Below are 23,315 nucleotides of genomic sequence, written 5' to 3'. Positions count from 1 at the left end.
GAGCGCTGCACTGCTCGGGTTGCGATATGGGTCGTTAGCCGTTCGTAAGCGCCTGAATAACAGGGCCATCGTTGATCACAAACAGACCGTTGAGATGTATCTCTCCAGCGCCGTCACCAAGACCACCGAGCACGGTAACGCCCCCGGCATCCGAACCTGAGTGGGTCAGGTCCACAATGTTTCGGCCAAGGGTTAGCTGGACATAGTTTGACAGCAGGCCGCCCGGCCTTTCGGGCGGCGGCACTACGGCGGTGATCCAATTGCCCGTCATTGTCTTCACGTCCACACAGAGCTTGGTGTGCTTGCCGTTCACCACTGCGCCGCTGCGCACACAGACGCCAGAACCCATAGCCGCAGCAGAAGTGATTTTGTAATCTCCGGCACCCACGTATGTATGGGTTCCGCCTGCAAAGGGGCTGTCGATAATGGCCAATCCGGGGTCGGATGCGAAGTAGGTCCGTATGGCCGGGTTGAACCCGGAAGGAACCTGAATGGTCTGAGCTACCTTGGTCCACACCACGTCATAGAACATGGTAGTGTTGAACAACTCCCAGAATCCATAGCCTCCGGTCACTGTAGGCAGCATCAGGTCATTGCACTGAGCTGTGGCGAGGAGGTTTCCTGATGCGTGGTCCCGAAGCTCCATGATCACCCAGCCGCTAGGTGGGTCAAGGAAGACATCGAAGTCATATAGGTTGCCGGGTGTCGGGGTGCTAAAGGTCTGCTGCACCCCTCTCCACTGAAACGGATGGTTCGCTGCCGTGTCCCCGAAGAAGGCCATGTTGCCAAGCTGGGGGTCCATCCCGTTGGTGGACAGGTACATGTGGAGGAGCTTCAGGTCGCTAAAATCGATGGTGCCCGGCGAGCTATCCGGCAGACATCCCATGACGGGTGGCTGCGATCCTGCGCTTCCCGCGATGAACGTGCAGTGGAACTGAGAAGGCACCGCCCCGAGAGGAAGCATGCCGTACGCCGGATTGCCGTCCCCAGCGGACGACATCTTCATGACGCCGCCGGAGGCTACCGGCAGTGCCGCTTGGCCAGAGTGAAGAGGGTCTGCGTAAGTTTGCCAGTTGCCGGGACCCTTATCTGGCGTGCGGCCCGCTATGTTTCCGTTGCTGGTGAACGCATCATACGTCTGGTAAGGCAGTAGTGGATCAGGAGCTACCCCACCGCCCTGTTTCCGGGCGGCATCAATACCGCGCAACGAAATCGGCAGGGATGTCCGACCCAGGAGAGAAGTCTTGAGGCCCGGCATCTTATGCAGCCACCCACTGGATCTTATCGCCCGGCTTCACCCCGATATCGTAGGTGCCCTGCGATGCCAGCAGCAGATGCCGCGGGCTAGATCCCGAGTTCGGGCTAGGGCCGATCGAGACGTAGGAATCCGCTGAGACGTTGATCCGAAAGATCGGCGCTCCATCAGGGCCGACCTGAGGTGCCGCGTTGGTGCTGGTAACACCACTTGCCGGGCTCTCAGACCATGCCGCGTTCTTGATGATCGCAGGGATTGTCGTTTCGTAGCCGTCGATACCGGCGAAGCCGCAGACGACGTGGATGCCAGAGAATGCCATTGCCGTTCCTTTCCACTGTTGGAAAAGGCCCGCAACGCGCGAGCCCATTGTAATTTTCTCAATTCTCAGATTTCATCGGATGGTTGCCGGAGCACCCATGTTCAAATTCTCACCCACGTTGACGCGCTACTTCATCGCTGGAGCCATACTTTGGGCTGCCGCCGTTTGGATGTGGGTGTTCGTCTTCAACCCATTCGGGCCATATTGGGCGCCGACCGAAATAGCTTTTGCATGGAAGCTCACACTCGCGCCCATCGCGTTCGCGGCTCTATGTGTCATCGTGCTTGGCGTAGCAAAAAGGGGCCAAAATGGCTGAGACCAAAAAGCAGTTCTTGCAGTTTGTCGCCCTACTTGCCCTGCTCGGCGCGCTTGCAGCGGCTGTTGCGGGCGCTGGCCTGCCATCGGCCTATGCCTTGCCGTTCTTTGCCATCTGGGCGATCGCCTTCCTGTCTGGCGTCGGGTTCATAATCGATGGCGGTCGTGGTGCGAAGGCTCTTGTCTCTCGAACCGCGCTAACCTGGACGCTCCTCGTCAGCGTAGCAGCTCTGATAGCGTGGCTGGTAGCGGCGAGGTTTGGTTGAAATCCCGCTGCCTGTTGCGGCGCTGCCTGTTGATGTAGCCGGGGCTCGCCCAGTTCTTCAGAGCATTGATGAAGAGAACGTCCAGCGCCGGCCGGGTGTAGGCAAGATTGATGAACGGCGTGTTGTTCAGGGCAAGGTTCAACAGATCGCCCGCCATCTTCGGCCGCTCGCCCTGCTCGATCGCCGTCCTTGCTTTCAACGGCACATTCACGATGTCACTGATGGTGCCGATGAATGGGCCTGAGAAGGTCTCCAGAGCGCCAGACCCGAAGCGGTTCGCCTCGCCGAAGAGGAAGTCTCCGTAGATGCCGAGCGCGCCGCCCTGCGTCAGAGCCGCAGTCATCACCTTCGGGTCGAGCGGGTCGCGTGGCGGCCAGTAGCCCTTGGCAGCGTCCTTCATCGTCATTGCCATGTAGCCAGCCACTGTGAGGCCAGCAATGAGTGCGCCGAGATGCGGGGTGTTGTTCATCACCCGCTCCCACTTGGAAGCGCCACGGCCACCGAAGAGAGCGCGGCCTAGAATGCGCTGAGAGAATGCGATCGGGAAGCCCTTAAACTGCATGACGAAGCGCGCTACCTCGCCTGCAAACGTCCCAGGCCGGGTTCCCCACGTCGATACGCGGCGGCTGGCGGCATCTGTCTCGACGATGGCGTAGTTCGTTTCATCCGCCACGAATCGCAGCAAGGTCATTTCCATCTCGCGGCGGGCATCGTCCGCCGACTTGATCCCTTTTCCGATCATGCCAGATACGGCTTCGTCAGAAAGCTCGCGCACCGCATCAGGCGTGACATAGCGCTTGCCATCGATCTCACGCGAAGCCTGGCGAACGACGTTCCACTGCGCTTCATCGATGCCGTGCAGGCCAAGGACGTGCCGATAGTTCGCCGGCAGGTCGGCAAAAGCCTTCTCAGCACGCATACCCATCTCGGCGGCGACAGAGCGGCCCACCACGGAGCGGCCGACATCAGTCCACCAGTTCAGCCCGTTCCACTTGAAGAACGTCTCCTGCATGCGGCTGAGCTTGCCGACAGGCCCATCGGCTGCCATGCCGCGGGACATCACCTCACCGATAAGGCTGTCGAAGCCCTCGCCCAGCATGAAGGCGAGCTCGGCCTGCTCTTCCTTTGGGCGTCCCTTGAAGATGCCGCCGATCTGCTCGACCATTCCGTTCCAGAAACCGCCGCCGCGGAACATTGCTGCCTGCGCAGCGCCGACTACGTCAGTCGGCATGGCGGTCAGGACAGCGCCACCGAGCTTTGCCATAGACTGGACGGCGCGAATGTCGCCCGCGATCTTTGCGACCTTGATATTCCCCGGGCGAGAAATGGCACCGGACATGACCTCGAATGCCGATCGAAGTGGGCCGGCGTCAGCATTGAGTTTGCCGATGTCCTTGATCTTCTGCTCGGGCGATATGCTCTCGTCGTTGCGGATGCGGCGGCGCTCCGCCTCAACCAGGCTGTTGAACATGTTCTCCGGGTTCGGCCCGAATGTTTCCATCTGAGCCGCCATCTGCGCGGCGCGGCGCTGGTGGGCCATGACGCCATAGATCGAGTTGCCGTAGCCGAAGGCGTCCCGATAGGCCAGCGCGCTTTCAGCGTTCCGGAAATGCAGGACTCGAGACTTGCCAAGGCTCTTTGCCAGATTGGCCGGATTCACCCGCTGCCCCTTCTCACGAGCGGAGACCTTGTTCGATACACCGGTGATCAGCGTGTCGTAGACGTCATTGAGAGCGTCCCGGATTTCATTCGCCGACGCAGCGTCCGGAAAGGTGCGCTCGACATCCAGGAGAGGCGCGATCGTATCGACCCACGCTTCCTTGCCTGCCGACATCATCTTGAGATCGTCATGGACCTGCGCGCCTGCCCAGCCATCGAGCTTGCCAATAGCTGCGCCGAGCCTATTGAGTTCGGTCCGGCTCATCTCGGCATACTTTGAGAAGACGCCGGCCAGATACTTGGCATCCTCATTGCCAGTGACGCCAGGCTGGCCGCCCTCGCGAAGCTCGCCCATCTCACGAAAGACGTCATCAGAGAGGCGCTTGTCGGCCAAGGTGTTGACCAGATGCGGGGCGTTCTTCTGGATTTCGGCCATCATGCCGCCGACATATCGGGCCTCATAGCCGAGTTGGCGGGCATAGACCGAATTGCGGGCACCCTCGATCCCCTGCTGTGATCCTTCCATAACGGCGAGAAGCGCGTCACGCGGCGAGAGCCCGGCCTTGCGAAAGGCGTCCAACGTCTGGTCAAGCCGATCGCGGGCGAGGATGTTCAGCGCAGCATGGCGCTTCTGCAGGGCAGCGGCAATCCTGGTACGCTCTGCATGCCGCTCGGCGGCGGCAAGAACCTTCTCATCGACGCCATCGGCCACGCCAGCATCCCGCAGCCTCTGCCGCTCTTGCTGAGCCGCGCGGTAGGCGGCGGCCATGTCGCGGTCAGACAACTCCTCGCCAGCGGCTTTCGCTGCCTTGGCGGCGGCGGCATAGCAGGATGAACCTTTAAAGTCTTCAGCCATCAGATCACGCAGCTTGCGAAAGCTTTCACGGCTTCACCGTAAGCGTTCGCGGATTTCAGGGTTGCGTCTGCCTCTTCAAGCAAAGCGCGGTCTTCATCGGATACACGGCCATCAGCGATGAGTTGGTCGACGTCAGCCAACTCCGGGAACTCTCCGGTTTCAGGGTTGACCCGGAACTGTTCCGCCGTCTCCCGTGTGGCCTCTGGGCGTGCAACACGCTTCTCCGCCTCCACAACGGCGCGTTCCGGCGCCGCAGGGGCAAGCTGATCAGCCACATTGACGGGTTGCTGAATGATCGTACGCGCCGGGGGCTCGGCCCAATATCGCGTCCTCGCCTCTTCGCGCATCTGCTGAGCGCGGGTCGTGAGCTGATCTCGCTCCCGGATCACAGGCTCCTGAGCCGCCCGTCGGGCAGAAAGAGCCTCATCAAGCTGCTCGATCTTCTGCACCTTCGCGTCGTCGATGGTCGCGAGGTGATCACGAAGAGCCTGCCGCGCATCTTCTGCCCGCTTTGCATCGATGGCGCGCTGCTTCTCGCTGGTGGCTTTTGCGGCGGCTTCGTCAGCAGCCTTGACCCTTTCCGCGAGTTGATCCGCCTGGATCATGGCCGCGCGGACAGGGCCATATTCCTCGTTGTTCATTGTCTCCGACTGCAAGCGCCGGATTTCGGCGTCATTGATATCGAAGGTTCGGTTCAACACGTCGAGCCGGTCAAAGCTCACTGGATCCGCCTCGCGGGCCATGCGCTCGATCGCCACCTTTGGCAGCTCAGTATCGGCAACCCGGGCGATGACGTCAGCCGTCGCAGGAGAAACCGAGACCTCGCTCTGGTGGATCATACCGTCGAGCGCATCATTCAGCGCGACACGGGCCTCCTGCACGTTCTGCAGGGTCGCTAGCTTCGCCTCAGCATCAACCCGCAACTCTGCCGGCGTATCGCGACCGAAGCGTCCAGCGACAGCGCCGAAGGCTCCGCCGATGACTGCGGCCATGGCTATCTGCGAGATGGTCGAATGGAACGACACATCGTCGCCGAGCTCGGCGCGCGCGGGCGCAGTCAACAGCGCAGCACCTGCCGTATTGCCTGCGGCATCGAGCGCTCCGGTGATCGCCCTTCCCGCTATGCGGCCGAACCGCGCCACGTTCGCAGTGGCAACGGCCTCCCCCGCCACCGGGATATAGTTGATCGGGTCGAGCGCCTGGCCGCCGAGATTGCCGAAGAATGCGGTAATCGGCCGCTTCGCAGCGTAGAACTCACGCACCTTCCGCAGATCATCCTGCTGGGCCAGGGCTGCGGCCCGGTCCTCAGTCATGCCGTTCTGCCAAGGGATATTCGGACGGAACGATGGCGAGGCCTTGTATGCATCCTCGCTGAGCGCTCCTGCTTCCTGCTGGCGCTGCTGAAACTCCTGCGGCGTCTCGGGTCGCACCTGAAGCGATTGGCCGTTGACAGCCTCATAGGCGGTCATGCGGCGGCGCATCTGTGGCGTATCGGGCACTCGCACCGGGCCATCACCTTCCAGAGGCGTGATGACCATCCCCGGTGTGGTTGGGGCCTCGCTCGGAAGCGACATTTCGCGGATCGCTGTGCCAAGGCCGAAGCTTTCGAGAACACCGCCCTTCGCCTGATCCAGGAACGTCGAGCCGATCGACATAGGTTGCTCGAGCGCTGAGGCGATATAGTCCTGATCGCTAAGCGCCGCGCCGGTCGGGTTGCTGATAAAGGAAAAGGTCATTGGCCGCCCGTCGGCTTCGGTGCGTCGAACAGTACCGGCCCATTGTACATCTCATCCTGCGTGAACGGACGCCCAGACGCATCGGGGGATTTAACCCCAAGCTCCAAGAGATCATCCATCTGCACCGTCAGAGGCTTCCCCTGCGCATCCGACACGAACTGCCCGGTGTAAGGGTCGCGCAGCCCGATACCATTGCCGGTCTGAACGAACACCCCGTTGGACAGGATGTCATTGATGCGGTTCTCTGTCGCTGTGCCAAGGATGGCGCGCTGGCCCGGAGCGGTGACATATTCCGCGTCCTGTTGATTATGCAGCGCTTCCGCATAGGCATCTGCCTCACCAGGGGATTTGAACTTCCCGAGAAATTTGCCCGTCTGGTGATAGAGATCGATTGCTTCCTGATCGGATAGGATTCGTCCGTCGTCCGAAACCGTCGGCACAAGGATTTCCGTATCATCTTCGTTGAAGGACATGGACCGAACGGTGCTGACTGAACCGTCCTCGTTCTTGACCTGTGGACGAGCCGTGAGGTCGATATTGCCGCGCTCAAGCAGGCCGGCCGGATTGGGCTGAGCCATGAACTTATCCGACGGCACCCCAAGAACGCGATCCCGCTGTGCTGTCAGTGCCTGCCGGAACGATTCCTTCGAGGCCGCGAGGCCGTTTGACAGCGCGGTCTGATCGACGTCGGAATTGACGGCCAGGTCAGCATGCACCGTGCCGCTGCCCGAGAACACGACCTTATCGCCGAACAGATCCTTCTTGGCCCCGTCGATAGCCGTCTGCATGTCCTCGCCGCGCGACATACGCAGCCGGACAGCCTTGTTCATCAGGTCCGTGCCACGCTGGGCACGTTCAAGGCTGGTCGCATCGCCATAGGAGAGACCATAGGCCGTGTAGCCGATCTCGCCCGGGGCCCAAACATCGCCATAGATGGCTTCGGTGATCGCGGCCGGCGTCGTCTCACGGCTGCTAGGGAGCTTGGCGGGATCGGTGACCACTGCCTCCATGAGCCGGTTGGCCGCGCCCCGGTCGCCGCGGGCCATAGCTTCGAAGACGCCATCCATCGACTGAGGAAGGCCGGCATCCGTCAATTGCTTGTAGACGGTTTGGCGCTGCGCCGGGTCACGGGTGGAGAATACGAGGCCCGCCACCGCATTCAACCGATCCTGCGCCCCTGTCTCGCTATCCTTGAATTTTGCCACGGCGCCATCAGCGATCTGCTTCGGGAGCAGTTGCATGTTCCGAATGCCGAGCTGCTGCTGGGTCGCGGCAGTTATCGACAGAGCCTGGGAGTAATCGCCGCTGGTCTGCGCGTCCGTCCATGCCTTCGCAACAGCAGGGAAAGCCCTCTGCGTATAGGTGGACGGGTCCGCCTCGCGTGCCTTCAGGGTTTCCGCCGCGGCGCGCGACAGGGCGTCGTAGCGCTTCGTTTCGAGCTCTGCATTGTCTCCCGACGACTTCGGCTCGGCCAGTTTCACCGCAGAGGCGATGTCGCTCTCCGGCATGGTCTGGAACTTGTAGGCTTCCTGGCTGGTCTCCACAGCGGCGCGGAACGCATTGTAGCGCTGAGCGCCATCCTGCGGGCCATAGGCCATATTGAACTGGTCAGGCGTCGGCATGGCGTTCTGGTAGCTGCCGGTGTTCTGGATCGCCACCGGGGCATTGGCAACTGCCGTCTCTATAAAGCCGCGCGCTTCCTGCTTCTGCTGGTTGACCTGCTTTGTGTATTCGCCCTCGCCCCAGTTGATCAGGGTCTGTCGGCGATCGTACGGAATGGCAGCGTAGTCGCTCGCCACGCCAGCGCCGCCCATCTTCTTGTCGGACCAAGCCCGCAGATCGGCGATGCTCTTGCCCTTCAGGAAGGGGTTAGAGCCTACCACATCAGCCCCGAGCACGCTTTCGACAGATGCATTGGGATCGGCCTTCAGCGCCTGAGCGGCACCGCGCGGACCAAGGAAGTGGGCGAGATAGACATTTCCATCCGTCGTCTGGATGCCTTGGTTCTGGAGGAAGTCGGCGTTTTCCTGAGCATACCGGCCCGTCATCTCGCGAGAGAGAGCGCCGTCGGTCTTCAAGGCGATAAGCTGCTGGGCAGTCTTTCCTTCAGCAATATCTGGCCGATACTTCTTGACCATGGCAAGCCATGTGCCATCGATGAATTGTCCTGCACCGCCGGCCGATGAACTGGGGTTCTGGGCGTTGTTGTTGCCGCCACTCTCCGCTCCGACGATCTTGTCGACGATCGAGCCCTGGCCGCCCTTTATCTCGGTGATGGCTTCCTGCGGGTTACTATCGAACTTCCAACGCCACTTGCTCTCCGCCGCGTCGGCATCCCACTGCTGGCGCCGCTCGGCCTTCCACGCTTCCGGCATGGTGGTGGAGTTGATGGCGGCGAGGCCCTGCTCCTTCAACTGGCCATAGTCGGCCGAGTTGGCGCGGATCTGGGTTCGGATGGTATCAAGGCTGCTGTTCGTGGTCCGGTCGTAGTAGCTGCCCTTCTGCTTGTTCTCGAAGGCGTCTGCCTTGGCATAAAGATCGTTGCCGCGGCTCAGCAGGGTGTTGGTGTAGCGGGTCTGCTCGTCCTCAGACAGGCCTTCGAAATTGGCCTTGGCGAAGTCGTTGGAGCGCTTCTGCCATCCTTCAAGGTACGAGCGAGTGAAGCCGATACCGGACTCGCTGCTTTCATCCTGCGCTTTCAGATATCGCTGTTCCTCGTCGCCAAGGAAGCGCGTCAGGGCAGTCGAGACGGAATTGCTCTTGTCCGCCAGGACATCCTTCTGCTCGCGCTCAGCAAGCGTCTGGAGGTTGAAGGCCGATCGCACAAGCGTCTGCCCGGCTTCCGCAACCGCAGCCCCGACACTGACGGACGGGCCACTCGGCGCGATGCGGCCGGAACGCACGCCGCTGTAAGCGACATCGCGCGAAGTCGGGATTTGCACCATGTATTATCTCAACCGTAAGGAAGTTTGACGGACGTGGACGGGGCGGTCTGCCGAGACGGCTTGCCGAAGCGCGTATACATGTCGGTGATGCCGCCGAAGAGTTGTGCCCCGGCGCTGAGCCAAGCCGCATCCATAGCATTGTCGGCATTGATTCCGGCGACGGTCGCGGCGTCATTATAGCCCTTGGCCTGCTGCTTGCCCTTGTATATCTCGCTGTCGGCCGCGTAGTTGACCTGATCCTGCGTGTCGTTCATCAGATCGATCACGGAGGGGTCTGTTACGTCTCCGCCTGATCCGGCGATGGCGGCCCGCTGCTGCGACAGGAGCAGTTGTCCCTGACGGTAGCGCTCCGCGGCGTCACGTTGGCTCGATGCTTCAGCCTCATCTGCCTGCTGCGATGCCTGCTTCTGCTCATACTGATAGCGCGCTTTGGCTTCCCGGCCCTGCTGCAGCGTGCCCATGACCTGAAGCGCGGAACCGGCGGCCCCGGCAATGCCAGCGATTAGTTCGAAACCCGACATGCCCAGACTACCTTGCCATTGATCATTTCGTCTGTGGGCTCGAAGCCAAGACGTTCCATCAGTTCTTTTGCCCGCGGTATGGCGCTGTTGCAGTGAGCCTTCACTATGCGAGCCCCCTTCGCCTTGGCTTCATTGAATGCCGAGACGATATGGCGATAGACAGACGGCTTGCGCAGGTGCGCCGGCACCTCGAAGAACGCAAACCATGTCCCGTCCTCGATCTCGATTAGGCCGCCAAACCCGGCAACGAACGAGCCCTTGCGCAGCACGCGCGCTGCCCACTGTGACTGAAACTCAATCGCCCCATAGAAACGGGCGATGTCGTCTTCCGTAGCTGTGACGATTTCACCGCGAGGATTCAGCATCAGCCGTTCGTTTTTACGTCTAGGACGAGGGACGCAGCCGTGAACGGATAGGGCGACGGCGCGCGAATGCAGACGCGGCTGTCCGTGTCCCAGTCGCTCGAAATCGGCAACAGGTTAGCATCGTATGCCGGGATCACCTGCCCCTTGGTCAACGCCTTGCCCTTATAGCTCTCGGCCATCTTTCGCAGCGTATCGAAGTCCTTGCCGACCTTGACCCGATCAACGGCAGTGTTGAGCAGGTACATGCCGAGCTGCGAGACCTTCTTCGGCTGGAATAGGGCCGTTCCACCCTGTGCGCCATAGGCGAGCTTGGTGGATTCGTAGTCGGCCGTATATGGAAGGCCGATGACGACGCTTCCGCTGTTCACCGTCTGCGACAGAACGACCTGACCGCTCGTGACCGGGTAGAGATTGTCCTGATCGTGGATAGCGGTGCCGTTTACCCAGACTGTGACGTCGAGACCATCGAGATGAGGCACTGCGAATATGGTCTGTGGGCTCGATACGGTGAACCGTTTGAACCCATCGGCAAGGCAATTGAGCGCACCACCGCGGCAATCTTTCAGGCTTGCTAGACGCTCAAGGCGCTGCGTTCCGTCACGGACGACAGCGAAATAGACATTGTCCTGGCCTGCGCCGCGATTTGCCACGACCCGCTTGAACTCGCCATCCGTGACGACGCGCGACCATGCGATGACCTTTTCGATCGGCCGGTACGTCAGAGCTCGAGCTTCACCATTCTCCAGGATGAACCAGATGCAACTGTCCGGCTTGCGCTGCACGGCGACATCAACGATCGCGAAGCCGTCGCAAATCTCCTCGTGCATGGCCGTCAGGTCATTGGAGCTATAGTCCAACGTGCCCTGCCCCGTCGTCAGGGAGAACACCCGCTCGCCGGTCGTTTGCACGAAGATACCGTCTGTATCGCATTTGACCGAGCGGAGATTGAGGCAGCCTTCCGTCGAACTCTCGATCGGGAACCAGCTTGAAGCGGTCAGCGGTTCGTCGAAGCTGGAGGACTTCACCGATACCTCAGAGCTATCCGTCCCGGCCAACAGGCGTTGAAGGCCAAGAAGCCAGAGGATACCTCGATCCGTATTGGCCCCGATCGATCGAGCGATTGGGGCAGAGTCCCCATCCACCGTGTCGTCGAAGCTCTTATAGGCGTCAGGTATCGAGCCATAGATGAAATCGCCCTGGCCCCAATAGAGGCGGCCACCGAAGGATTCCACAGCAGCAGGCCAGCCGTCATAGTCTGACCAGACTGAGGTGTCCCATTCGAACGATGCCGTGGTTGAATACAGGCGCTTCAGCAGCTCTGCCGATACCGATGTTGGACTGGTATAGCCTGTGACGCGAGCAACTCCGGACTGGCTGCCACCAGAATAGGTCAGCGCGGTATCGATTGACCCGCTGGTATAATCGCCGCTGTTGAGCGCAAAGCGGAAGAACTTGACGACATTGTTGTCGGCATCTTGGTAGTTCGCAGCGGCGTTTGCCGTAAATGCCGAGACATCAGCCCAAGACGTTGGATTCCCAGATCCATCATCGACGGAGACCTGAAGGCGAACCGTTCCTGCCCATGTGCCTGTGATTGCGTAGCTGAAGCGGCGGGCAACACCAACGCCGGCAACACGAATGAAGGCGCCTGTCGCGGGAGCGGCCACGAAGCTTTCGTTGACCGTCTGGCCGCTCTGGAAGATGCGGAACAGCTTGCCGATCATCTGCGGCGTGAAATAGTTCCGGTTCGACGTGAGCGTGACATTGCCTACCAACGCGCTGGGCGCCAGCGACGTCATGCCATCGGAGCCCACGAACGGGCCATCATCGACCTTGTAGCGCTGGACCGCCCAGCCAGTATCAGAACGCCGCTGGATCTGGCGCTGCTGATAGACGCCAGAGGCGATGTAGAGGACATCCTTGTGCTGACGGAACCGGATCAGTTCATCATCAATGTCATCATCGCTCCACGGCGTCGGGATGACCATCGTACCGGCGGCCTCGATGGTGCAGGCATTGACGAGCGCCTGGCGGGCATTGTCGTTCGATAGCTCAAGGAAGACGCTGCCGACATTCGGCGTGAAGGCGATCGAATGCTGCCCATCGTCAAGGCTCAAGGCTTCAACAATGTCCGACGCGCCGCTCACTGTGCCGAGACGCAGATTGATCGGGCCGCGCACCACATCAAGGCGGATGGCGTGCTCCTTCGGCTGGTCGCCTGCCGCCACGGTGAGCGTCTGACGGGCAACCGCTCTTGCCTGTGTCGTGCCGACCAATACAAGATTGCCGCCGCTTGCCGATGCGCTGGCGCCGCCAGTGCTGGCGTTCGTCCATCCAGTGAAGGAAGAGAAGTCGCCGTTGGTGATGGCGGTTGCCACGGCCACCCGGCTGACAAATGCGTCATCCTTTACGACCCGCATCTCGCCATCCGACAGGATCGGGATCAGGCTTGACCCGCCAGAGTATGAATATTCGAGCAGTTGCACATCGCCAAGATCGATATCCACGATGTGTTCCAGCCCCGGCCGAATGGTCATTGAGCCAATCACGCGCGGCAGCATGTTCCGATACAAAGACCCGGCGAACTGCAGGCGCTCAAGATCGAGCCGGGACAGCCCTTCGTCGCCGACTTCCCCGCCGTTCAGGGAATAGATCGGGGCATTGACCTTCGCCATTAAACGTCACCGTCCCCGAGAACGATCTCGCCGCCTACGATGGTGTTGCCGATCCGGTTGCCGTTGCCATAGAAGCCGCGGCGGGCTCGGAGCCACGACCCGGGCTGCTCGACCTTGTTGTTCTCGTTGCGGGCGTCCACGCTCTTGGCCTGACGCAGCGCTTTCTCCTTGCGCTTCTCAAGCTTGTCTTCCTTGGTCGAACCGCTGGTGAGCTTGCCGCAGGTCTCATAGGCGAGCTTCACCGCTACATAGCGCCAGAACATGGTCGGCCAGGATGCAACCGCCTCATCCGCCATCTTCGCGCTGCTGATATAACGGAGATACATCACGTTCTGGTTGGCGTGGATGAACCCGCCTTGATCGATGTAGTCGTAGAAAGCCTGCCGGAAATCCGGGATGTTGGCGACCGCGATGGTCCGGAGGTAATCATCCGGGTAGTCGAAGACATATGACCAGCCAGCAGCGGCCGTCTCGGCGCCATTCAGCACCAAAGCTGCAGAGACCTTGGCAAAGTTCCAGTCTCCCTCGTTGAACGCCTCCTCGACCACTCCCGGCCAAGCATCGTCGAAGACATAGCGTGCCTCGACTTCGCTGGTGAGAGTGAAGGCCGAAGAGTCCTTCTCAAGGTGGATCAGAGCCTGCTTCATGACCTGCAGCTTTGTTGCCATAGTGGTTATCCGTTTGCCTGGGCCACGTACTTTTCAGCGGCTTCCTGCGCTTCGCCCTGGGTGACGAAGCCATGCTCAACCACGGTGCGGTTGTGGAGGAATCGCCACTTGTGGTTCGGGCCGCCATAGTTGACCTCGATCCCAGCCATGGTGACTTCCGGCATCTTGGTCTCGTCCGTCTCGACGCCAGCGCCGGCATAGACGTCAAGAACCCGCAGCTTGGCCGTGGTCTTGCTCGTCGTCAGGACGCGCAGGCGCGCATCGAGCTCGAAGTCTTCGGATAGAACCGAGATTTCCATGCCCGGTCGCATATGGGCGAGGCAGTTGCCGAAATATTCGGGGTGAAGGATGTCTTCCAGCGTCGTTCCAGACGGCACGCTCGCGGCATACCGGTGGATGACGTAGTCGGAAGGCGTGAAGCGAGTGTCGCTCAGTTTGACGATGTCCGTCATGGGTCAATTCCTGCGAAAAGAAAAAGGAAAAGGGGCCGCCGAAGCAGCCCCCATGATGGATCGAACCTTAGTCGGTATCGGTCGCGGTGACGGCGAGACCGTCGGTCAGGTCCACGCCCAGCGTGTCGGTGCCGGTGCCAACGTCGATGACGAAGCACAGGTTGAGCGCGGAGACAGCTCCGTTCGGCAGCGAGGCCATGGTGATCACGGTGACCTGGTCACCCTGCCCCATGCCGCGCTTGACGCCGTCGGAGATGTAGTTGGACGTGTTGACCGTCGCAATCGCGTCGGTGGTCTTGAGCTGCCACTCCTTGCGGCCGCCGCCCGAGAGGGCATCGCGGACAAGGAAGAGGCCAGAGGGATCATATGCCATGGTTCAGACCTCCTTAGGTGAACGCCGCAGTGTCGTCGGTGACAACCTTGAGGACGCCTGCCTGCTGCAGGATCGTGGCGCCATCGAAGATCGTGTGACGCGAGTACGAGTAATCGTCCTCGTCGTTGTAGCCGGCGGCAACCTGGATCTCGCCCTGTGCGACGGCATGACCGACGGCGCCCTTGGCGAAGATGAAGTTCGAAGCCGTTGCCGTGCCCTTGCCCGGAAGACCGGTGTGCATGATGTGCATGGCACCGAGCCACCACTTCGGCTTATCGGCGGCAAGACCGGACAGGAACTTGCTGTCGATGTAGTCGGCGGAGACGAACTGGTTGATGGTGAGCAGACGCGCCCAGGTCTTCGGCGTCCACAGGCAGGTGATTTCCTGGCCTGCCATGACGTCGTTGTTCCAGAGCGTGGAGAGTTCGTCGACGAACTTGCCGAACGTCTGCGTGACTGCAGAGCCGGAGTTGTACGAGTTGGTCGCAGTCGCCAGCGCGTCGATGATCGTGTAGTCGATCTCGCGAGCGGCAGCGAGAGCGCCTGCGTTCTGCATCGCCTGGCGAAGGTTCGCCGGTGCGGTGAAGACGTTGAAGCTCGTCTGCGTTTCCTTCGAGTGCTTTTCCTTCAACGTAATCGACGGCTGGGTGTCCGTGCGGTTACGGGAAGGAATGAGGCCGTTGACGCCTCGCTCACTCATACGACCTGCGGCGCCCTGGACTGCGAACTTCGCATTGAGGCCGGAGATCATCACTTCTTCGGAGACACGGCTCTTGAGGTATGTCTCGCCGCGCTGAAACGCGACAATCCACTCCTCAACGAACTGGTCCTTCGTAATCATGTAAGCCATGATCGGACGTTCCTTTGAGATGGGTTGAGGTTGGTTTCAGCCGTGTGTCGGGTGTCCGGCGGATCGCGTGGCGGGGTGGCCTTGGGCATGCCAAGGGGGCCGCGTGGATGGCGATCCAACGGGTGCGCTACATCAGCTTTTCAGGATGGGCATTACGGTGCGGAGGCCGTTGCCGGGGTGTCCGCGGGTACTCCAGACGCTCGCTTACTTCTTGCGGGCGTTAATCTTGGCGCGCTGTTCATAGAGCTTGGTGATCTTGCCCTGAACGTCGTCGCTGAAATACTTCTTCTCGTCGGTCTCGCGGAGCTTCAGAAGCTCATCGATCTGATCCTGGACCGTCTTTGCGGTGGTCTCGACGTCACCACTGACGATCGAGGTGCCGCCGTAATAGTCGGAACCGAGCTGGGCCATCATCTTGACGAAGGCCACGTTGTCCTGAAGGCGGGAGCCGTCCATCAGGCGCAGCCCCATCATCTTCTCGAAGCCTTCCTCGCCGAGCTGCGAGGTCATCAGTTCGGCCGCGGCGTTGATATTGCCGTCGTATTCCCCGCCCCATTCGTTACGCAGGGTGGACTGCGTGTCCTTGGCGACCTTGGCGAGATTGCCGTCGAGCGCCTGGCGCTGTTCGGTGGCGAAGTCCTGATACCATTCCAGCGCGGCACCGGCGGCGCGCGGGTCAGCGTTCTTGTCGTGCAGATAGGCCTTGAAACTGTCGAGGATGGCTCCGTCACGATCGGTGGCCTTGAACCCCTCACGGAAGGCGACGGGATAATCCTTCGCGTCATCAGGGATGCCCATGGCCTCGCGGTATGCCTTCACCTCTTCAGGCGTGGCCTTCTCGCCCAGCGTCAGCGGCTTGCCGGCGCTCTTGGCGGCATTGCGTGCTTCCTTGAACGACTTGCTGATGGACTCGACGGACTTGTGCCGCTCAAGCTGCTTCAGCAGGCCCGCATCACCGCCGGCCAACTGCTCGCGAAAGCGCTGAAGCTCGCCTTTATCGGCACCGCTGTCCGCATCTGCCGTGGTATCCTCACCGCGGCTCTCGACAGTGCCAGTCGATTCCGTGGTCGTGCTCGTCGTATCCGCGCCAGTGCTCTGGGTAGCGGTGGACGTGTCACTGTTTTGCGCGGTCTGCGTTTCGCTCGTCTGCTGGCTTTCCTGTCCGGCGGTCGTGTTCTCGTCTGCCATTTGCCTCACCTGTGAGTAAATTCAAAGGATGTGAAACGAGTTTGCGGAGCTGAAGGCCGACATGCCTCATTCCGCCTTTGAACGCACTGTCGCGCTCCCCGCCGAACTCTACGGGCAGGTATTCAAGATCGCTGATTGCGCAGATATGCAGGATCGCAGCGAAACCGCGCTTCTGCTGGTCTTCACTGGCAGTGCCGGAGGCGATGGCCTGGATAGCCACGCAGTCGGCCTTGCGGATTTCGAGATGGTCTCTCGGCTGATCATTGTCCGATCGAACAGAGACGGGGTGCCAAGGGCGGTATCTGCGCTCAGCCATTGTGCTTGCGGTCCAACCACAGCCACAAAAGATACACCCCGGCGATACTTGCTAAGATGATGTCCCCTAGATTCAAGAAAACGGTCACTTCAAGCACCTATAAAATTAAACCCGGATGCCGTCCGGTGCGGATCTCTAGCCCTTGAGCGTCAGATTGGGCCGCCAGTCATCGGCGATATCGCTGGACCGGATGTCCTCTCGAAGAACGTGGGCGATGGTGTCTGCAAATGACCACAGAGGCAGGACCGCGCCTGTGTCCCAACGGGCGTAGGCAGAACCGTCGGCGGCGATAGCAACGAAAGCGTAGGCCCTGACGTCATTCTCGCGGATGATGTCCTCCACCTGAGCCTTGGCATTCTTTGCCAGTTCGCGCTTGCGTCTGGCTTCGACCTTGTTCTTGTGGACCGTGAGCGAGACAGACTTAGCCATTCATCGCCGCCTGAACTTCCTGTGCCGCTTGTCCTGCTCTGCCAGCCACGTCTGCAACAGCGCCGGTCTGAGCCAGCGCCGCCTGCTGTGCCTGCTGCTTCTGCATCTGGGCGCGCTGGGCGTCTGCCGCTTCCTGATCGTTGAGCCAGTCAGCATAGCCGCCCGGGACTGCCCCGAAGGCATCACGGAAGGATTTGCGGACATCGACATCAGCCGTAACGCCGGGATCGATCTGGGCAGCAGTTGCAATCAGTGCAGCGCTCTCGTGGAAGCCGTTGATCACCTGACGGTCGCGAGCTTCCTTGAGCGTGGAGTTGAACTCCTGCGTGATGTTCTGGCCGAGCAAGGCTTCCGGCATATCCACCGGGATGCCGTTGCGATCGACGGCGCCGTAGCCACCGGCCCGCATCACCTTCTCGGAGACGAGGTCGAGCGTCCGCAGCGCATCCTCATCTTCGATCGGCTCGAAGAGCGGCAGGGCGTTGCGAATATATTCCTGAACAAGCTGCGAGGTCTCGTAGGCCGTCTTCTGGCGATCCTGCGGCAGGTTCAGCTTGTTGATGTAGAAGGCGTCAGCGAGCAAGCGACGAGCGTCAGCGATGAGGTTTTCGCCGAGACCAACGTCCTTGCCAAGATCAAGCGGTCGAAGGGCTGCGCCAAGGCGCTCGTCATATTCGCTGTCAATGTAGGTGATACCGCCGGAAGAGATGTCGATCGCCGAGTTGATAACGTCCTCAGTCGCTACCAGCGGCGGGTCAACACGCTTCTCCCCCGCCTCGATCAGCGTCATCATCATGCGCTGGATCATGCGGGCCTGAGGCAGGGCGATGATCGTTGCCGGGCTGAACGCATAGAAGTGGCCGCTGATCGTCGCCCATCGCGGCACGATGTAATCGAAGGTGAAGGCTGGCTGCTCCTGCAGGATGTGGCCGTCTTCCGTGACGTAGATGTCAGCCCAGCCCGCGCCCTTCGGGAATTTTCGGTATGGGTCGTACTTGTCGAGCGGGACGAAGATGTGCCGTACCGTGAAGGTGCGCTCATAGTCCTTCTTCGCCAGCGCGTCCTTGGCGGCCTGCGGCAGCTTTGCCTCGCCGAACCAATAGGCCATCGTGTGGGCCTTCATATCCTCCTTGCGGTGAACATGATTGACCCGGCCGTCCGGACCTTCGCATCCGGCCATCTTCTTCGGATGGTGGCAGCGGAAGAGCAGATTGTCGCGCTTCTTGTTGTAGCTGACCTGCTTCCAGGACATGCCGAAGGTGGCCCAGTCGTGATCGGCTTCCTTGGCTGCGCGGCGGAATCCGCTGTCGGGGCTGTAGAGGATAGCCCAATTGACGCGGGTCATGAACTCCAGATACTCCGAAGCATCCCGACGACGGGCGATATCCTTGTTCGAGGTGGTCGACTTGAACCACTGACGATCTGCCGGCCGCACCATGGCGCCGATCTGATCGCCGAGCTCGCGCCGCACCAGCGTCGGATAGAAGTCCGTCAGGTGCGATCCGAAGTCCGACCCATACGAAATCTTCGTCGTAAAGTCGGCGCGCTCGCAATAGAAGAACTCGGCAATTTCCTGATGGAGGCTATCGATGCTCTCCTTGGCGGAGAACATGCGAGAGTCCATCGCCATCAGGTCTTTGCCCTGCTGATCAGCCATCAGTTAGCACCAAGCGTTGAACGGGAGTATTCACGGCCGATCGTGCCAGGCACCGGGGCAAGCTTGTCGGTTGCCGAGCTGCTGGTCTGCGTGGTGACGCCCGTGGTCTGTTGACGCTTCTTGCGCTTGGCAAGCTCGTCGTTCGGGTCGGGCATCGTCGCCGGCGGCTCCGGATCGGGATAGTCGGGTGATCCACCAAAAAGTCCGCCCATTATCGCTTACCTCTCAAACGTTGCTTCATCGCGCTCTGCGCGGTTATGGCTTTGACGTGGCGCTGCCGGGCTTCCCTGCGCTCCTGCGCCGCCTTGGGACGCTTCAGCCCGCCGGCGCCCGATGCGTTGAGCATGATGGTCGTGTCCCCCTTGTCTGGGGATCGGCCAAGCCGCTCTTTCATCTCTTCCTTGGGGCCGATGAGGATTTCGCCCTTGCGCTCTTCCCATCGATAGGCGGCCAGATCGGCGGCCATTTCCGGATCAGGAGGCAACGCGATCTGCGAATTGTATGCGGGGTCCAGCGCTTCCCTGAACTGCCAGACAGCTTGAGCCCGGAAGTTCTTAAAGCCGTACATCCCATCTCGTGTGCGGCTGCCAGATGCCGATGATCCCTGAAAGCCGAAGCAATCGACATCGGCGTGAGCGAGCTGCGTCAGGGCATCGCCGCCATACCCGCCGCCAGCATCGATGACGACGCGGCAACGATCCCGCATCACCTCAACGACCTTGCCGGCGACGGCCGGGCCATCTGGTGTTTCAGCGCCGGGGTAGCTTTTGAACTGGCTGAACCACCAATCGTATCGCGCCTGGATCTGTGTCTTATCGGCCCCGCCCTGAGCAACGTCTGCGGCTACAGCGGTCATCGGCACGTCTTCAGGCGGGGAGGAAAACCACCGCGCCTGCGCTTGTCGAATCCATTCCGACGGTATGACCTGCCACTCGTGATCCTGCCTGCCGGCGTTGAAGTCGCCATACAGAAGCTGGGAGCGCAGCGGCTCCGGAAGCGACTGCAGCTTGGCGCGGTAGCCGGTGTCCTTCAGGTACGGGTTATCATCGAGGTTAGCCGGGATGAAGGTCCGAGACATTGCCTCGTAGTCTTCACCGTTGCGCTCGTACACGCCCGGGCCTTCCACCCATTCAGTCTCGCCGCCGACCACGATCGCCCAACGAAGTTCGCCCGGCATAGCGCGGTTGGTGAAGCTCGGGTCGAGCCAGGGCGCGAACTCGACGATCATCCACTCGCCATCGCCGCCGCGGGGCGGGTTTGAACCAAGGATGACGCGGCACCGCTGCCCTTCTCGTGTCGACCGAAGCCAGCCGATCAGGGAGAAGACCTGCTCCTTAAGGAACTCGCCCGCTTCATCGAAGGCCAGATAGTCTTTTGCGTTACCGGCGTGCTTTCGCCAGTCGTCCGGCTGGTTGAGACCAGCGAACTTGAGGCGCCCACCGTCGTTCCGCTTGAAGACGTTCTCATTGCCGCCGACGAACTTGCCGAAGTGAGGCTCGCCAATCTGCTTGCAGAACTCGATCAGTCCGTCGAGTTGTACCGCTTCACGTCGAAGAACGAGCCCGGAATAATGGCCGTCGAAGAATGTGCCGATCTCAAGCGCTGACTTCCCGCCGCCTGCCTGCCCACCGTAAAGGAGGATATCAGCCTCGCTGAGAAGCGCTGCTGTCTGCGGGCCCGGGTTGGGCAGGAACGGCTTTGCGAGCTCGGCCGCAGCTAATTGCTCGAGTTCTTTCCGCTGCTCTCCGGTCAGGTTGGCAATGACCGCCTCAAGCTGCGACAGGTCAACCGTTTGCATTGAGGCCCTTGGCGAGGAGCGCGGCTATGGCCTTCGCCAGATCCCGGCTGCTGGTCTCCTTCGTCTCGATCGGGCCGCCGTCCTTGCCGGTCACCTCCACCTTGTCGTTGAATGCCTGAACGCCGACGTGTTTCCCGATCAGCTCCAAGCGCCGGATGCGGTCGCTGAGCTTGATCTTGGTGACGACGGTTTCCTCTTCAGGCTCTTCCTCTTCGTGTATGTCCTGGGCTTTACCATGCCACTGGCCGGTGCCTTTTGATCCACGAGGACGAAGAGTTTCAATTTCGATTCCGCCGACCAGACCTTGGCGCCAGATGAGTGGCCATTCCTTGATCGGCTTCAAGCTTCCCGCATCCGTGTACAGGTCAGCGATGTCAGCGGTGGCCTCTTCCGCAAGGCGTTCGAGCAGCCAATCAGCGTTGATCTTTGTCCGATCTGCCCGCTGTTCCTTCGCCTTCTGGATGGCAGCCTGAACGCCAACATTCTCCAACAGCCGGGGGCCTTGTGAATGGGCGGTCTTTTCGCTGTAGCCTGCGCGGATAGCCGCTTGCGTGGCGTTCAGGTCGAGAAGGTACTCCTGAACGAACCTCGCCTGTTTGGGGCTGAGATCAGACATCGCCCTCACCCAACTCGACATCACCAGAGCCGCTACCCTCTGACGGGTTCAGCAGCTCGGCAAAGCCAGCGATCAGGTCTTCGGTGGACGAGAATGCGGCGATGATCGGCGTAGGCACAGACGAATCCGCAACACCGAACACGACCCATCCTCCGTTCTCCGCCTGCGCGAACCGGAACTCTTTCATGACAATCACCAAAATTGAAAACCGCTTTGCCCACGGCAGGGCTTATTCCGATGCGGGCTGTTCTGCCTGAGCCTTTGCCTTGCGCTTGAATGCCTGCTTGGCGGCATCGGCGATGAAGGAGACGTACATGCCGCCGCCTACACCAGAGAGTGGACGGATGACGGATGGAAGGATGCGCCGGCTCCGGCCGATCGCGGCCTTCTCGTCATGCTCGCGCCCGACATGCAGCCAGCCAGGCTCGTCGGAGGAAACGACCATGGCGTCGTGCGAGCCTTCAAGCTTCACCGGGAAGGCTCCGCTCTTGAGTTCCATGGGCTCGGGACCGATGGCAGGGAAGCCGGAGGATGAGGCGTGGCCGAGTTCGATATAGCAGGGCATCAGGCGGCCACCCCCAGAAGGTTCAGAAGCTTGACGATGATGATCAGTATCGCGATAGCGATGACTGCGTATTCCGCCCATGCCTTGAACTCAGCAGGGATGAATGGCGCCCGGCGGATCAGGAAGACGATCAGGCCGGTAATCAACGCGACGATGAGAAGGAAGACGAGGAGCGCGATCAGCGCGGAGACAGAGAGCATTTCGTTTCTCCTAGGTTGACGCGCCCCACGCGTTGCCCTTGGGTTACTTGCTGACGCCTGCAGAGCGAAGCAGGTCTTCGGCGGCCTTGATGACCTTCGCCCATTCGTCCGGGGTTTCCGGCTTCTTGGCCAACGCTTCGGTCATTGCAGTTTTTGCAGCATCGAACGACATGGGAGCCTCCTTTGAGCGGAAAATCATTTCGGTTGGAGTGACGGCATGCGGATGAATTTTCTACGGCACCATCAACCAGCAATCCGAGCACGGCGGCTGATACGACTGGCATGCCGTGAGGAAAGCGGCGGCCATGCACGAGACGGCAATGCCGAGCAAAACGATGATGACCGCTCGTCTCATCTCACACCCTCGCACTTGAACTGGAGCCGGTCCACGGCGCGGAATCGAAGTCGACTTTCTGAGGGCCACGAGGGCTTATGCACTTTCGCCGGTATTCATTGTCGCGAGCTTCACGGGCAGCCAAGAAGATCTGGATGCGGAGCGCAAACAGGCATACGGAGGCTATCGGAAGGCCGAAGATGATCAAGAACGCCACGTTACTACCTCGCACTTGAACTGCTCCATGCGCCTGACATCCGATATCTTGGCGCGGTGCTGTATGCAGGAGCCCTGACGCTTCCAAGGCTTGCACATGAGGCAGCCGGAGCGGGTGGACTTGGGGCGCTTGCGCTTGTGGTGCATTAGGCGGGCAGCATTGCACCGGAAGCGACGAGACCGCGAAGCTTCTCAGCCTTACGCTCGCGCTTGGTCTGGGCGAGGCGCATGCGGTCTCGGATAGCCGCCTTCTCTTCTGCCGTCGCCTTGGGGCGCGCCGGCGGGATGTAGGGCTGGGAGAGATCGAGGTCGCCGCGGCGAACAAGCTGAGGCGCGGCGCGAGGCCAGCCAGACGATGCCATGACTGCAAAGGTCGCGGCTGCCGCAACCGACATGATGCTTCTCATCGTGCTCTCCAAATAGATAGCCCGCCTCGGCGAACCGAGGCTTGGCGGGCATTGTTTCCTGACGGCTTCAGCGATGTCGCCCGCCACGGTCTTGCCGCTGTGTGCACCAGCGCGGCAATGTGCTTGACCGGCCCGAGGGCTACCGTCTAGCGCCGGAGCGCTTCTGTGATTGGCGCCCTGGCCGAAGCCAGAGCATCAGGGGGCGGGATGCTCCCCGCCTGTCAGACCCTAACCGGAGCGAGCAGGAGTAAGCCCGTCACGCTGGTTCCGGTATCGTAAGGCCATGGCTCACTTGCCAACCCTGATCTGCAATTGGCTCCAACGGCCTCTGCTC

25 protein-coding genes are annotated in these 23,315 nt (G+C 60.9%); 1 reads left to right on the top strand and 24 read right to left on the bottom strand.

What is annotated here, in order from left to right; all coding sequences use genetic code 11:
* Window positions 1–34: 34 nt before the first annotated feature.
* Both ACQZ5H_RS05125 and ACQZ5H_RS05120 read right to left on the bottom strand, forming a co-directional pair.
* The gene (locus tag ACQZ5H_RS05125; protein ID WP_449096912.1) at window positions 35–1,258 is read right to left on the bottom strand and encodes a hypothetical protein; all 1,224 of its coding nucleotides are present in this window, start codon (window positions 1,256–1,258) and stop codon (window positions 35–37) included.
* A 1-nt stretch (window position 1,259) separates the two neighbouring features.
* A complete protein-coding gene (locus tag ACQZ5H_RS05120; protein ID WP_449096911.1) occupies window positions 1,260–1,574 on the bottom strand; it encodes a hypothetical protein in 315 nt (104 codons plus the stop codon).
* Between the two features lie 308 nt (window positions 1,575–1,882).
* Between ACQZ5H_RS05120 and ACQZ5H_RS05115 the strand changes: the two genes are divergently transcribed.
* Entirely contained in the window at window positions 1,883–2,155 is a 273-nt protein-coding gene (locus ACQZ5H_RS05115; protein ID WP_449096910.1) for a hypothetical protein, read from the top strand.
* On the opposite strand, the gene ACQZ5H_RS05110 is transcribed toward ACQZ5H_RS05115, so the two are convergent.
* The 22 genes from ACQZ5H_RS05110 to ACQZ5H_RS05005 form a co-directional block, all read right to left on the bottom strand.
* Window positions 2,106–4,670, bottom strand: coding sequence for a hypothetical protein (locus tag ACQZ5H_RS05110; protein WP_449096909.1), 2,565 nt, complete (start codon window positions 4,668–4,670; stop codon window positions 2,106–2,108). The genes ACQZ5H_RS05115 and ACQZ5H_RS05110 overlap by 50 nt on opposite strands.
* Window positions 4,670–6,325: a hypothetical protein gene (locus tag ACQZ5H_RS05105; RefSeq protein ID WP_449096908.1), complete on the bottom strand. Its 1,656-nt coding sequence runs from the start codon at window positions 6,323–6,325 to the stop codon at window positions 4,670–4,672. Before ACQZ5H_RS05105 ends, ACQZ5H_RS05110 begins: the two co-directional genes overlap by 1 nt.
* 77 nt (window positions 6,326–6,402) lie before the next feature.
* Entirely contained in the window at window positions 6,403–9,351 is a 2,949-nt protein-coding gene (locus ACQZ5H_RS05100) for a hypothetical protein (RefSeq protein WP_449096907.1), read from the bottom strand.
* Between the two features lie 8 nt (window positions 9,352–9,359).
* On the bottom strand, window positions 9,360–9,872 hold the full coding sequence (locus ACQZ5H_RS05095) for a hypothetical protein (RefSeq protein WP_449096906.1): 513 nt from the start codon (window positions 9,870–9,872) through the stop codon (window positions 9,360–9,362).
* Window positions 9,854–10,237, bottom strand: coding sequence for a hypothetical protein (locus tag ACQZ5H_RS05090; protein WP_449096905.1), 384 nt, complete (start codon window positions 10,235–10,237; stop codon window positions 9,854–9,856). The genes ACQZ5H_RS05095 and ACQZ5H_RS05090 overlap by 19 nt, the downstream gene beginning before the upstream one ends.
* A complete protein-coding gene (locus tag ACQZ5H_RS05085; RefSeq protein WP_449096904.1) occupies window positions 10,237–12,912 on the bottom strand; it encodes a hypothetical protein in 2,676 nt (891 codons plus the stop codon). Before ACQZ5H_RS05085 ends, ACQZ5H_RS05090 begins: the two co-directional genes overlap by 1 nt.
* The gene (locus tag ACQZ5H_RS05080) at window positions 12,912–13,580 is read right to left on the bottom strand and encodes a hypothetical protein (protein ID WP_449096903.1); all 669 of its coding nucleotides are present in this window, start codon (window positions 13,578–13,580) and stop codon (window positions 12,912–12,914) included. The genes ACQZ5H_RS05085 and ACQZ5H_RS05080 overlap by 1 nt, the downstream gene beginning before the upstream one ends.
* Before the next feature lie 5 nt (window positions 13,581–13,585).
* The gene (locus ACQZ5H_RS05075; protein ID WP_449096902.1) at window positions 13,586–14,032 is read right to left on the bottom strand and encodes a hypothetical protein; all 447 of its coding nucleotides are present in this window, start codon (window positions 14,030–14,032) and stop codon (window positions 13,586–13,588) included.
* Between the two features lie 67 nt (window positions 14,033–14,099).
* Window positions 14,100–14,405 (bottom strand): hypothetical protein, encoded by a 306-nt coding sequence (locus ACQZ5H_RS05070; protein WP_449096901.1) that lies wholly within the window; start codon window positions 14,403–14,405, stop codon window positions 14,100–14,102.
* 13 nt (window positions 14,406–14,418) lie between these two features.
* Window positions 14,419–15,255, bottom strand: a complete 837-nt coding sequence (locus ACQZ5H_RS05065; RefSeq protein WP_449096900.1) for a phage capsid protein — start codon at window positions 15,253–15,255, stop codon at window positions 14,419–14,421.
* A gap of 204 nt (window positions 15,256–15,459) precedes the next feature.
* Window positions 15,460–16,443: a hypothetical protein gene (locus ACQZ5H_RS05060; protein ID WP_449096899.1), complete on the bottom strand. Its 984-nt coding sequence runs from the start codon at window positions 16,441–16,443 to the stop codon at window positions 15,460–15,462.
* Window positions 16,370–16,759: a hypothetical protein gene (locus ACQZ5H_RS05055; RefSeq protein ID WP_449096898.1), complete on the bottom strand. Its 390-nt coding sequence runs from the start codon at window positions 16,757–16,759 to the stop codon at window positions 16,370–16,372. The genes ACQZ5H_RS05060 and ACQZ5H_RS05055 overlap by 74 nt, the downstream gene beginning before the upstream one ends.
* Window positions 16,760–16,894: 135 nt before the next feature.
* Window positions 16,895–17,188 carry a hypothetical protein gene (locus tag ACQZ5H_RS05050; protein ID WP_449096897.1) on the bottom strand — a complete coding sequence of 98 codons (294 nt, stop codon included), beginning with the start codon at window positions 17,186–17,188 and terminating at the stop codon, window positions 16,895–16,897.
* On the bottom strand, window positions 17,181–18,845 hold the full coding sequence (locus tag ACQZ5H_RS05045) for a portal protein (protein ID WP_449096896.1): 1,665 nt from the start codon (window positions 18,843–18,845) through the stop codon (window positions 17,181–17,183). The genes ACQZ5H_RS05050 and ACQZ5H_RS05045 overlap by 8 nt, the downstream gene beginning before the upstream one ends.
* The gene (locus ACQZ5H_RS05040) at window positions 18,845–19,057 is read right to left on the bottom strand and encodes a hypothetical protein (protein ID WP_449096895.1); all 213 of its coding nucleotides are present in this window, start codon (window positions 19,055–19,057) and stop codon (window positions 18,845–18,847) included. The genes ACQZ5H_RS05045 and ACQZ5H_RS05040 overlap by 1 nt, the downstream gene beginning before the upstream one ends.
* Window positions 19,057–20,643: a terminase large subunit domain-containing protein gene (locus tag ACQZ5H_RS05035; protein ID WP_449096894.1), complete on the bottom strand. Its 1,587-nt coding sequence runs from the start codon at window positions 20,641–20,643 to the stop codon at window positions 19,057–19,059. The genes ACQZ5H_RS05040 and ACQZ5H_RS05035 overlap by 1 nt, the downstream gene beginning before the upstream one ends.
* Window positions 20,630–21,259, bottom strand: coding sequence for a terminase small subunit (locus tag ACQZ5H_RS05030; protein ID WP_449096893.1), 630 nt, complete (start codon window positions 21,257–21,259; stop codon window positions 20,630–20,632). The genes ACQZ5H_RS05035 and ACQZ5H_RS05030 overlap by 14 nt, the downstream gene beginning before the upstream one ends.
* Window positions 21,252–21,446: a hypothetical protein gene (locus ACQZ5H_RS05025; RefSeq protein WP_449096892.1), complete on the bottom strand. Its 195-nt coding sequence runs from the start codon at window positions 21,444–21,446 to the stop codon at window positions 21,252–21,254. The genes ACQZ5H_RS05030 and ACQZ5H_RS05025 overlap by 8 nt, the downstream gene beginning before the upstream one ends.
* 42 nt (window positions 21,447–21,488) lie before the next feature.
* Window positions 21,489–21,824, bottom strand: coding sequence for a hypothetical protein (locus ACQZ5H_RS05020; protein ID WP_449096891.1), 336 nt, complete (start codon window positions 21,822–21,824; stop codon window positions 21,489–21,491).
* On the bottom strand, window positions 21,824–22,024 hold the full coding sequence (locus ACQZ5H_RS05015; protein ID WP_449096890.1) for a hypothetical protein: 201 nt from the start codon (window positions 22,022–22,024) through the stop codon (window positions 21,824–21,826). The genes ACQZ5H_RS05020 and ACQZ5H_RS05015 overlap by 1 nt, the downstream gene beginning before the upstream one ends.
* A 43-nt stretch (window positions 22,025–22,067) precedes the next feature.
* Window positions 22,068–22,196 carry a hypothetical protein gene (locus tag ACQZ5H_RS05010; protein WP_449096889.1) on the bottom strand — a complete coding sequence of 43 codons (129 nt, stop codon included), beginning with the start codon at window positions 22,194–22,196 and terminating at the stop codon, window positions 22,068–22,070.
* Window positions 22,197–22,720: 524 nt separating this feature from the next.
* On the bottom strand, window positions 22,721–22,981 hold the full coding sequence (locus ACQZ5H_RS05005) for a hypothetical protein (protein ID WP_449096888.1): 261 nt from the start codon (window positions 22,979–22,981) through the stop codon (window positions 22,721–22,723).
* Window positions 22,982–23,315 lie beyond the last annotated feature (334 nt).

The sequence above is a fragment of the Rhizobium sp. 21-4511-3d genome (assembly GCF_053522545.1).
This window is presented reverse-complemented; position numbering and strand designations above follow the sequence as displayed.

Excerpts from the sequence above, each read along its gene's own strand:
- ACQZ5H_RS05125 (WP_449096912.1), bottom strand. The coding sequence starts at position 1,258 with ATGCCGGGCCTCAAGACTTCTCTCCTGGGTCGGACATCCCTGCCGATT.
- ACQZ5H_RS05120 (WP_449096911.1), bottom strand. The coding sequence starts at position 1,574 with ATGGCATTCTCTGGCATCCACGTCGTCTGCGGCTTCGCCGGTATCGAC.
- ACQZ5H_RS05115 (WP_449096910.1), top strand. The coding sequence starts at position 1,883 with ATGGCTGAGACCAAAAAGCAGTTCTTGCAGTTTGTCGCCCTACTTGCC.
- ACQZ5H_RS05110 (WP_449096909.1), bottom strand. The coding sequence starts at position 4,670 with ATGGCTGAAGACTTTAAAGGTTCATCCTGCTATGCCGCCGCCGCCAAG.
- ACQZ5H_RS05105 (WP_449096908.1), bottom strand. The coding sequence starts at position 6,325 with ATGTCGATCGGCTCGACGTTCCTGGATCAGGCGAAGGGCGGTGTTCTC.
- ACQZ5H_RS05100 (WP_449096907.1), bottom strand. The coding sequence starts at position 9,351 with ATGGTGCAAATCCCGACTTCGCGCGATGTCGCTTACAGCGGCGTGCGT.
- ACQZ5H_RS05095 (WP_449096906.1), bottom strand. The coding sequence starts at position 9,872 with ATGTCGGGTTTCGAACTAATCGCTGGCATTGCCGGGGCCGCCGGTTCC.
- ACQZ5H_RS05090 (WP_449096905.1), bottom strand. The coding sequence starts at position 10,237 with ATGCTGAATCCTCGCGGTGAAATCGTCACAGCTACGGAAGACGACATC.
- ACQZ5H_RS05085 (WP_449096904.1), bottom strand. The coding sequence starts at position 12,912 with ATGGCGAAGGTCAATGCCCCGATCTATTCCCTGAACGGCGGGGAAGTC.
- ACQZ5H_RS05080 (WP_449096903.1), bottom strand. The coding sequence starts at position 13,580 with ATGGCAACAAAGCTGCAGGTCATGAAGCAGGCTCTGATCCACCTTGAG.
- ACQZ5H_RS05075 (WP_449096902.1), bottom strand. The coding sequence starts at position 14,032 with ATGACGGACATCGTCAAACTGAGCGACACTCGCTTCACGCCTTCCGAC.
- ACQZ5H_RS05070 (WP_449096901.1), bottom strand. The coding sequence starts at position 14,405 with ATGGCATATGATCCCTCTGGCCTCTTCCTTGTCCGCGATGCCCTCTCG.
- ACQZ5H_RS05065 (WP_449096900.1), bottom strand. The coding sequence starts at position 15,255 with ATGGCTTACATGATTACGAAGGACCAGTTCGTTGAGGAGTGGATTGTC.
- ACQZ5H_RS05060 (WP_449096899.1), bottom strand. The coding sequence starts at position 16,443 with ATGGCAGACGAGAACACGACCGCCGGACAGGAAAGCCAGCAGACGAGC.
- ACQZ5H_RS05055 (WP_449096898.1), bottom strand. The coding sequence starts at position 16,759 with ATGGCTGAGCGCAGATACCGCCCTTGGCACCCCGTCTCTGTTCGATCG.
- ACQZ5H_RS05050 (WP_449096897.1), bottom strand. The coding sequence starts at position 17,188 with ATGGCTAAGTCTGTCTCGCTCACGGTCCACAAGAACAAGGTCGAAGCC.
- ACQZ5H_RS05045 (WP_449096896.1), bottom strand. The coding sequence starts at position 18,845 with ATGGCTGATCAGCAGGGCAAAGACCTGATGGCGATGGACTCTCGCATG.
- ACQZ5H_RS05040 (WP_449096895.1), bottom strand. The coding sequence starts at position 19,057 with ATGGGCGGACTTTTTGGTGGATCACCCGACTATCCCGATCCGGAGCCG.
- ACQZ5H_RS05035 (WP_449096894.1), bottom strand. The coding sequence starts at position 20,643 with ATGCAAACGGTTGACCTGTCGCAGCTTGAGGCGGTCATTGCCAACCTG.
- ACQZ5H_RS05030 (WP_449096893.1), bottom strand. The coding sequence starts at position 21,259 with ATGTCTGATCTCAGCCCCAAACAGGCGAGGTTCGTTCAGGAGTACCTT.
- ACQZ5H_RS05025 (WP_449096892.1), bottom strand. The coding sequence starts at position 21,446 with ATGAAAGAGTTCCGGTTCGCGCAGGCGGAGAACGGAGGATGGGTCGTG.
- ACQZ5H_RS05020 (WP_449096891.1), bottom strand. The coding sequence starts at position 21,824 with ATGCCCTGCTATATCGAACTCGGCCACGCCTCATCCTCCGGCTTCCCT.
- ACQZ5H_RS05015 (WP_449096890.1), bottom strand. The coding sequence starts at position 22,024 with ATGCTCTCTGTCTCCGCGCTGATCGCGCTCCTCGTCTTCCTTCTCATC.
- ACQZ5H_RS05010 (WP_449096889.1), bottom strand. The coding sequence starts at position 22,196 with ATGTCGTTCGATGCTGCAAAAACTGCAATGACCGAAGCGTTGGCCAAG.
- ACQZ5H_RS05005 (WP_449096888.1), bottom strand. The coding sequence starts at position 22,981 with ATGAGAAGCATCATGTCGGTTGCGGCAGCCGCGACCTTTGCAGTCATG.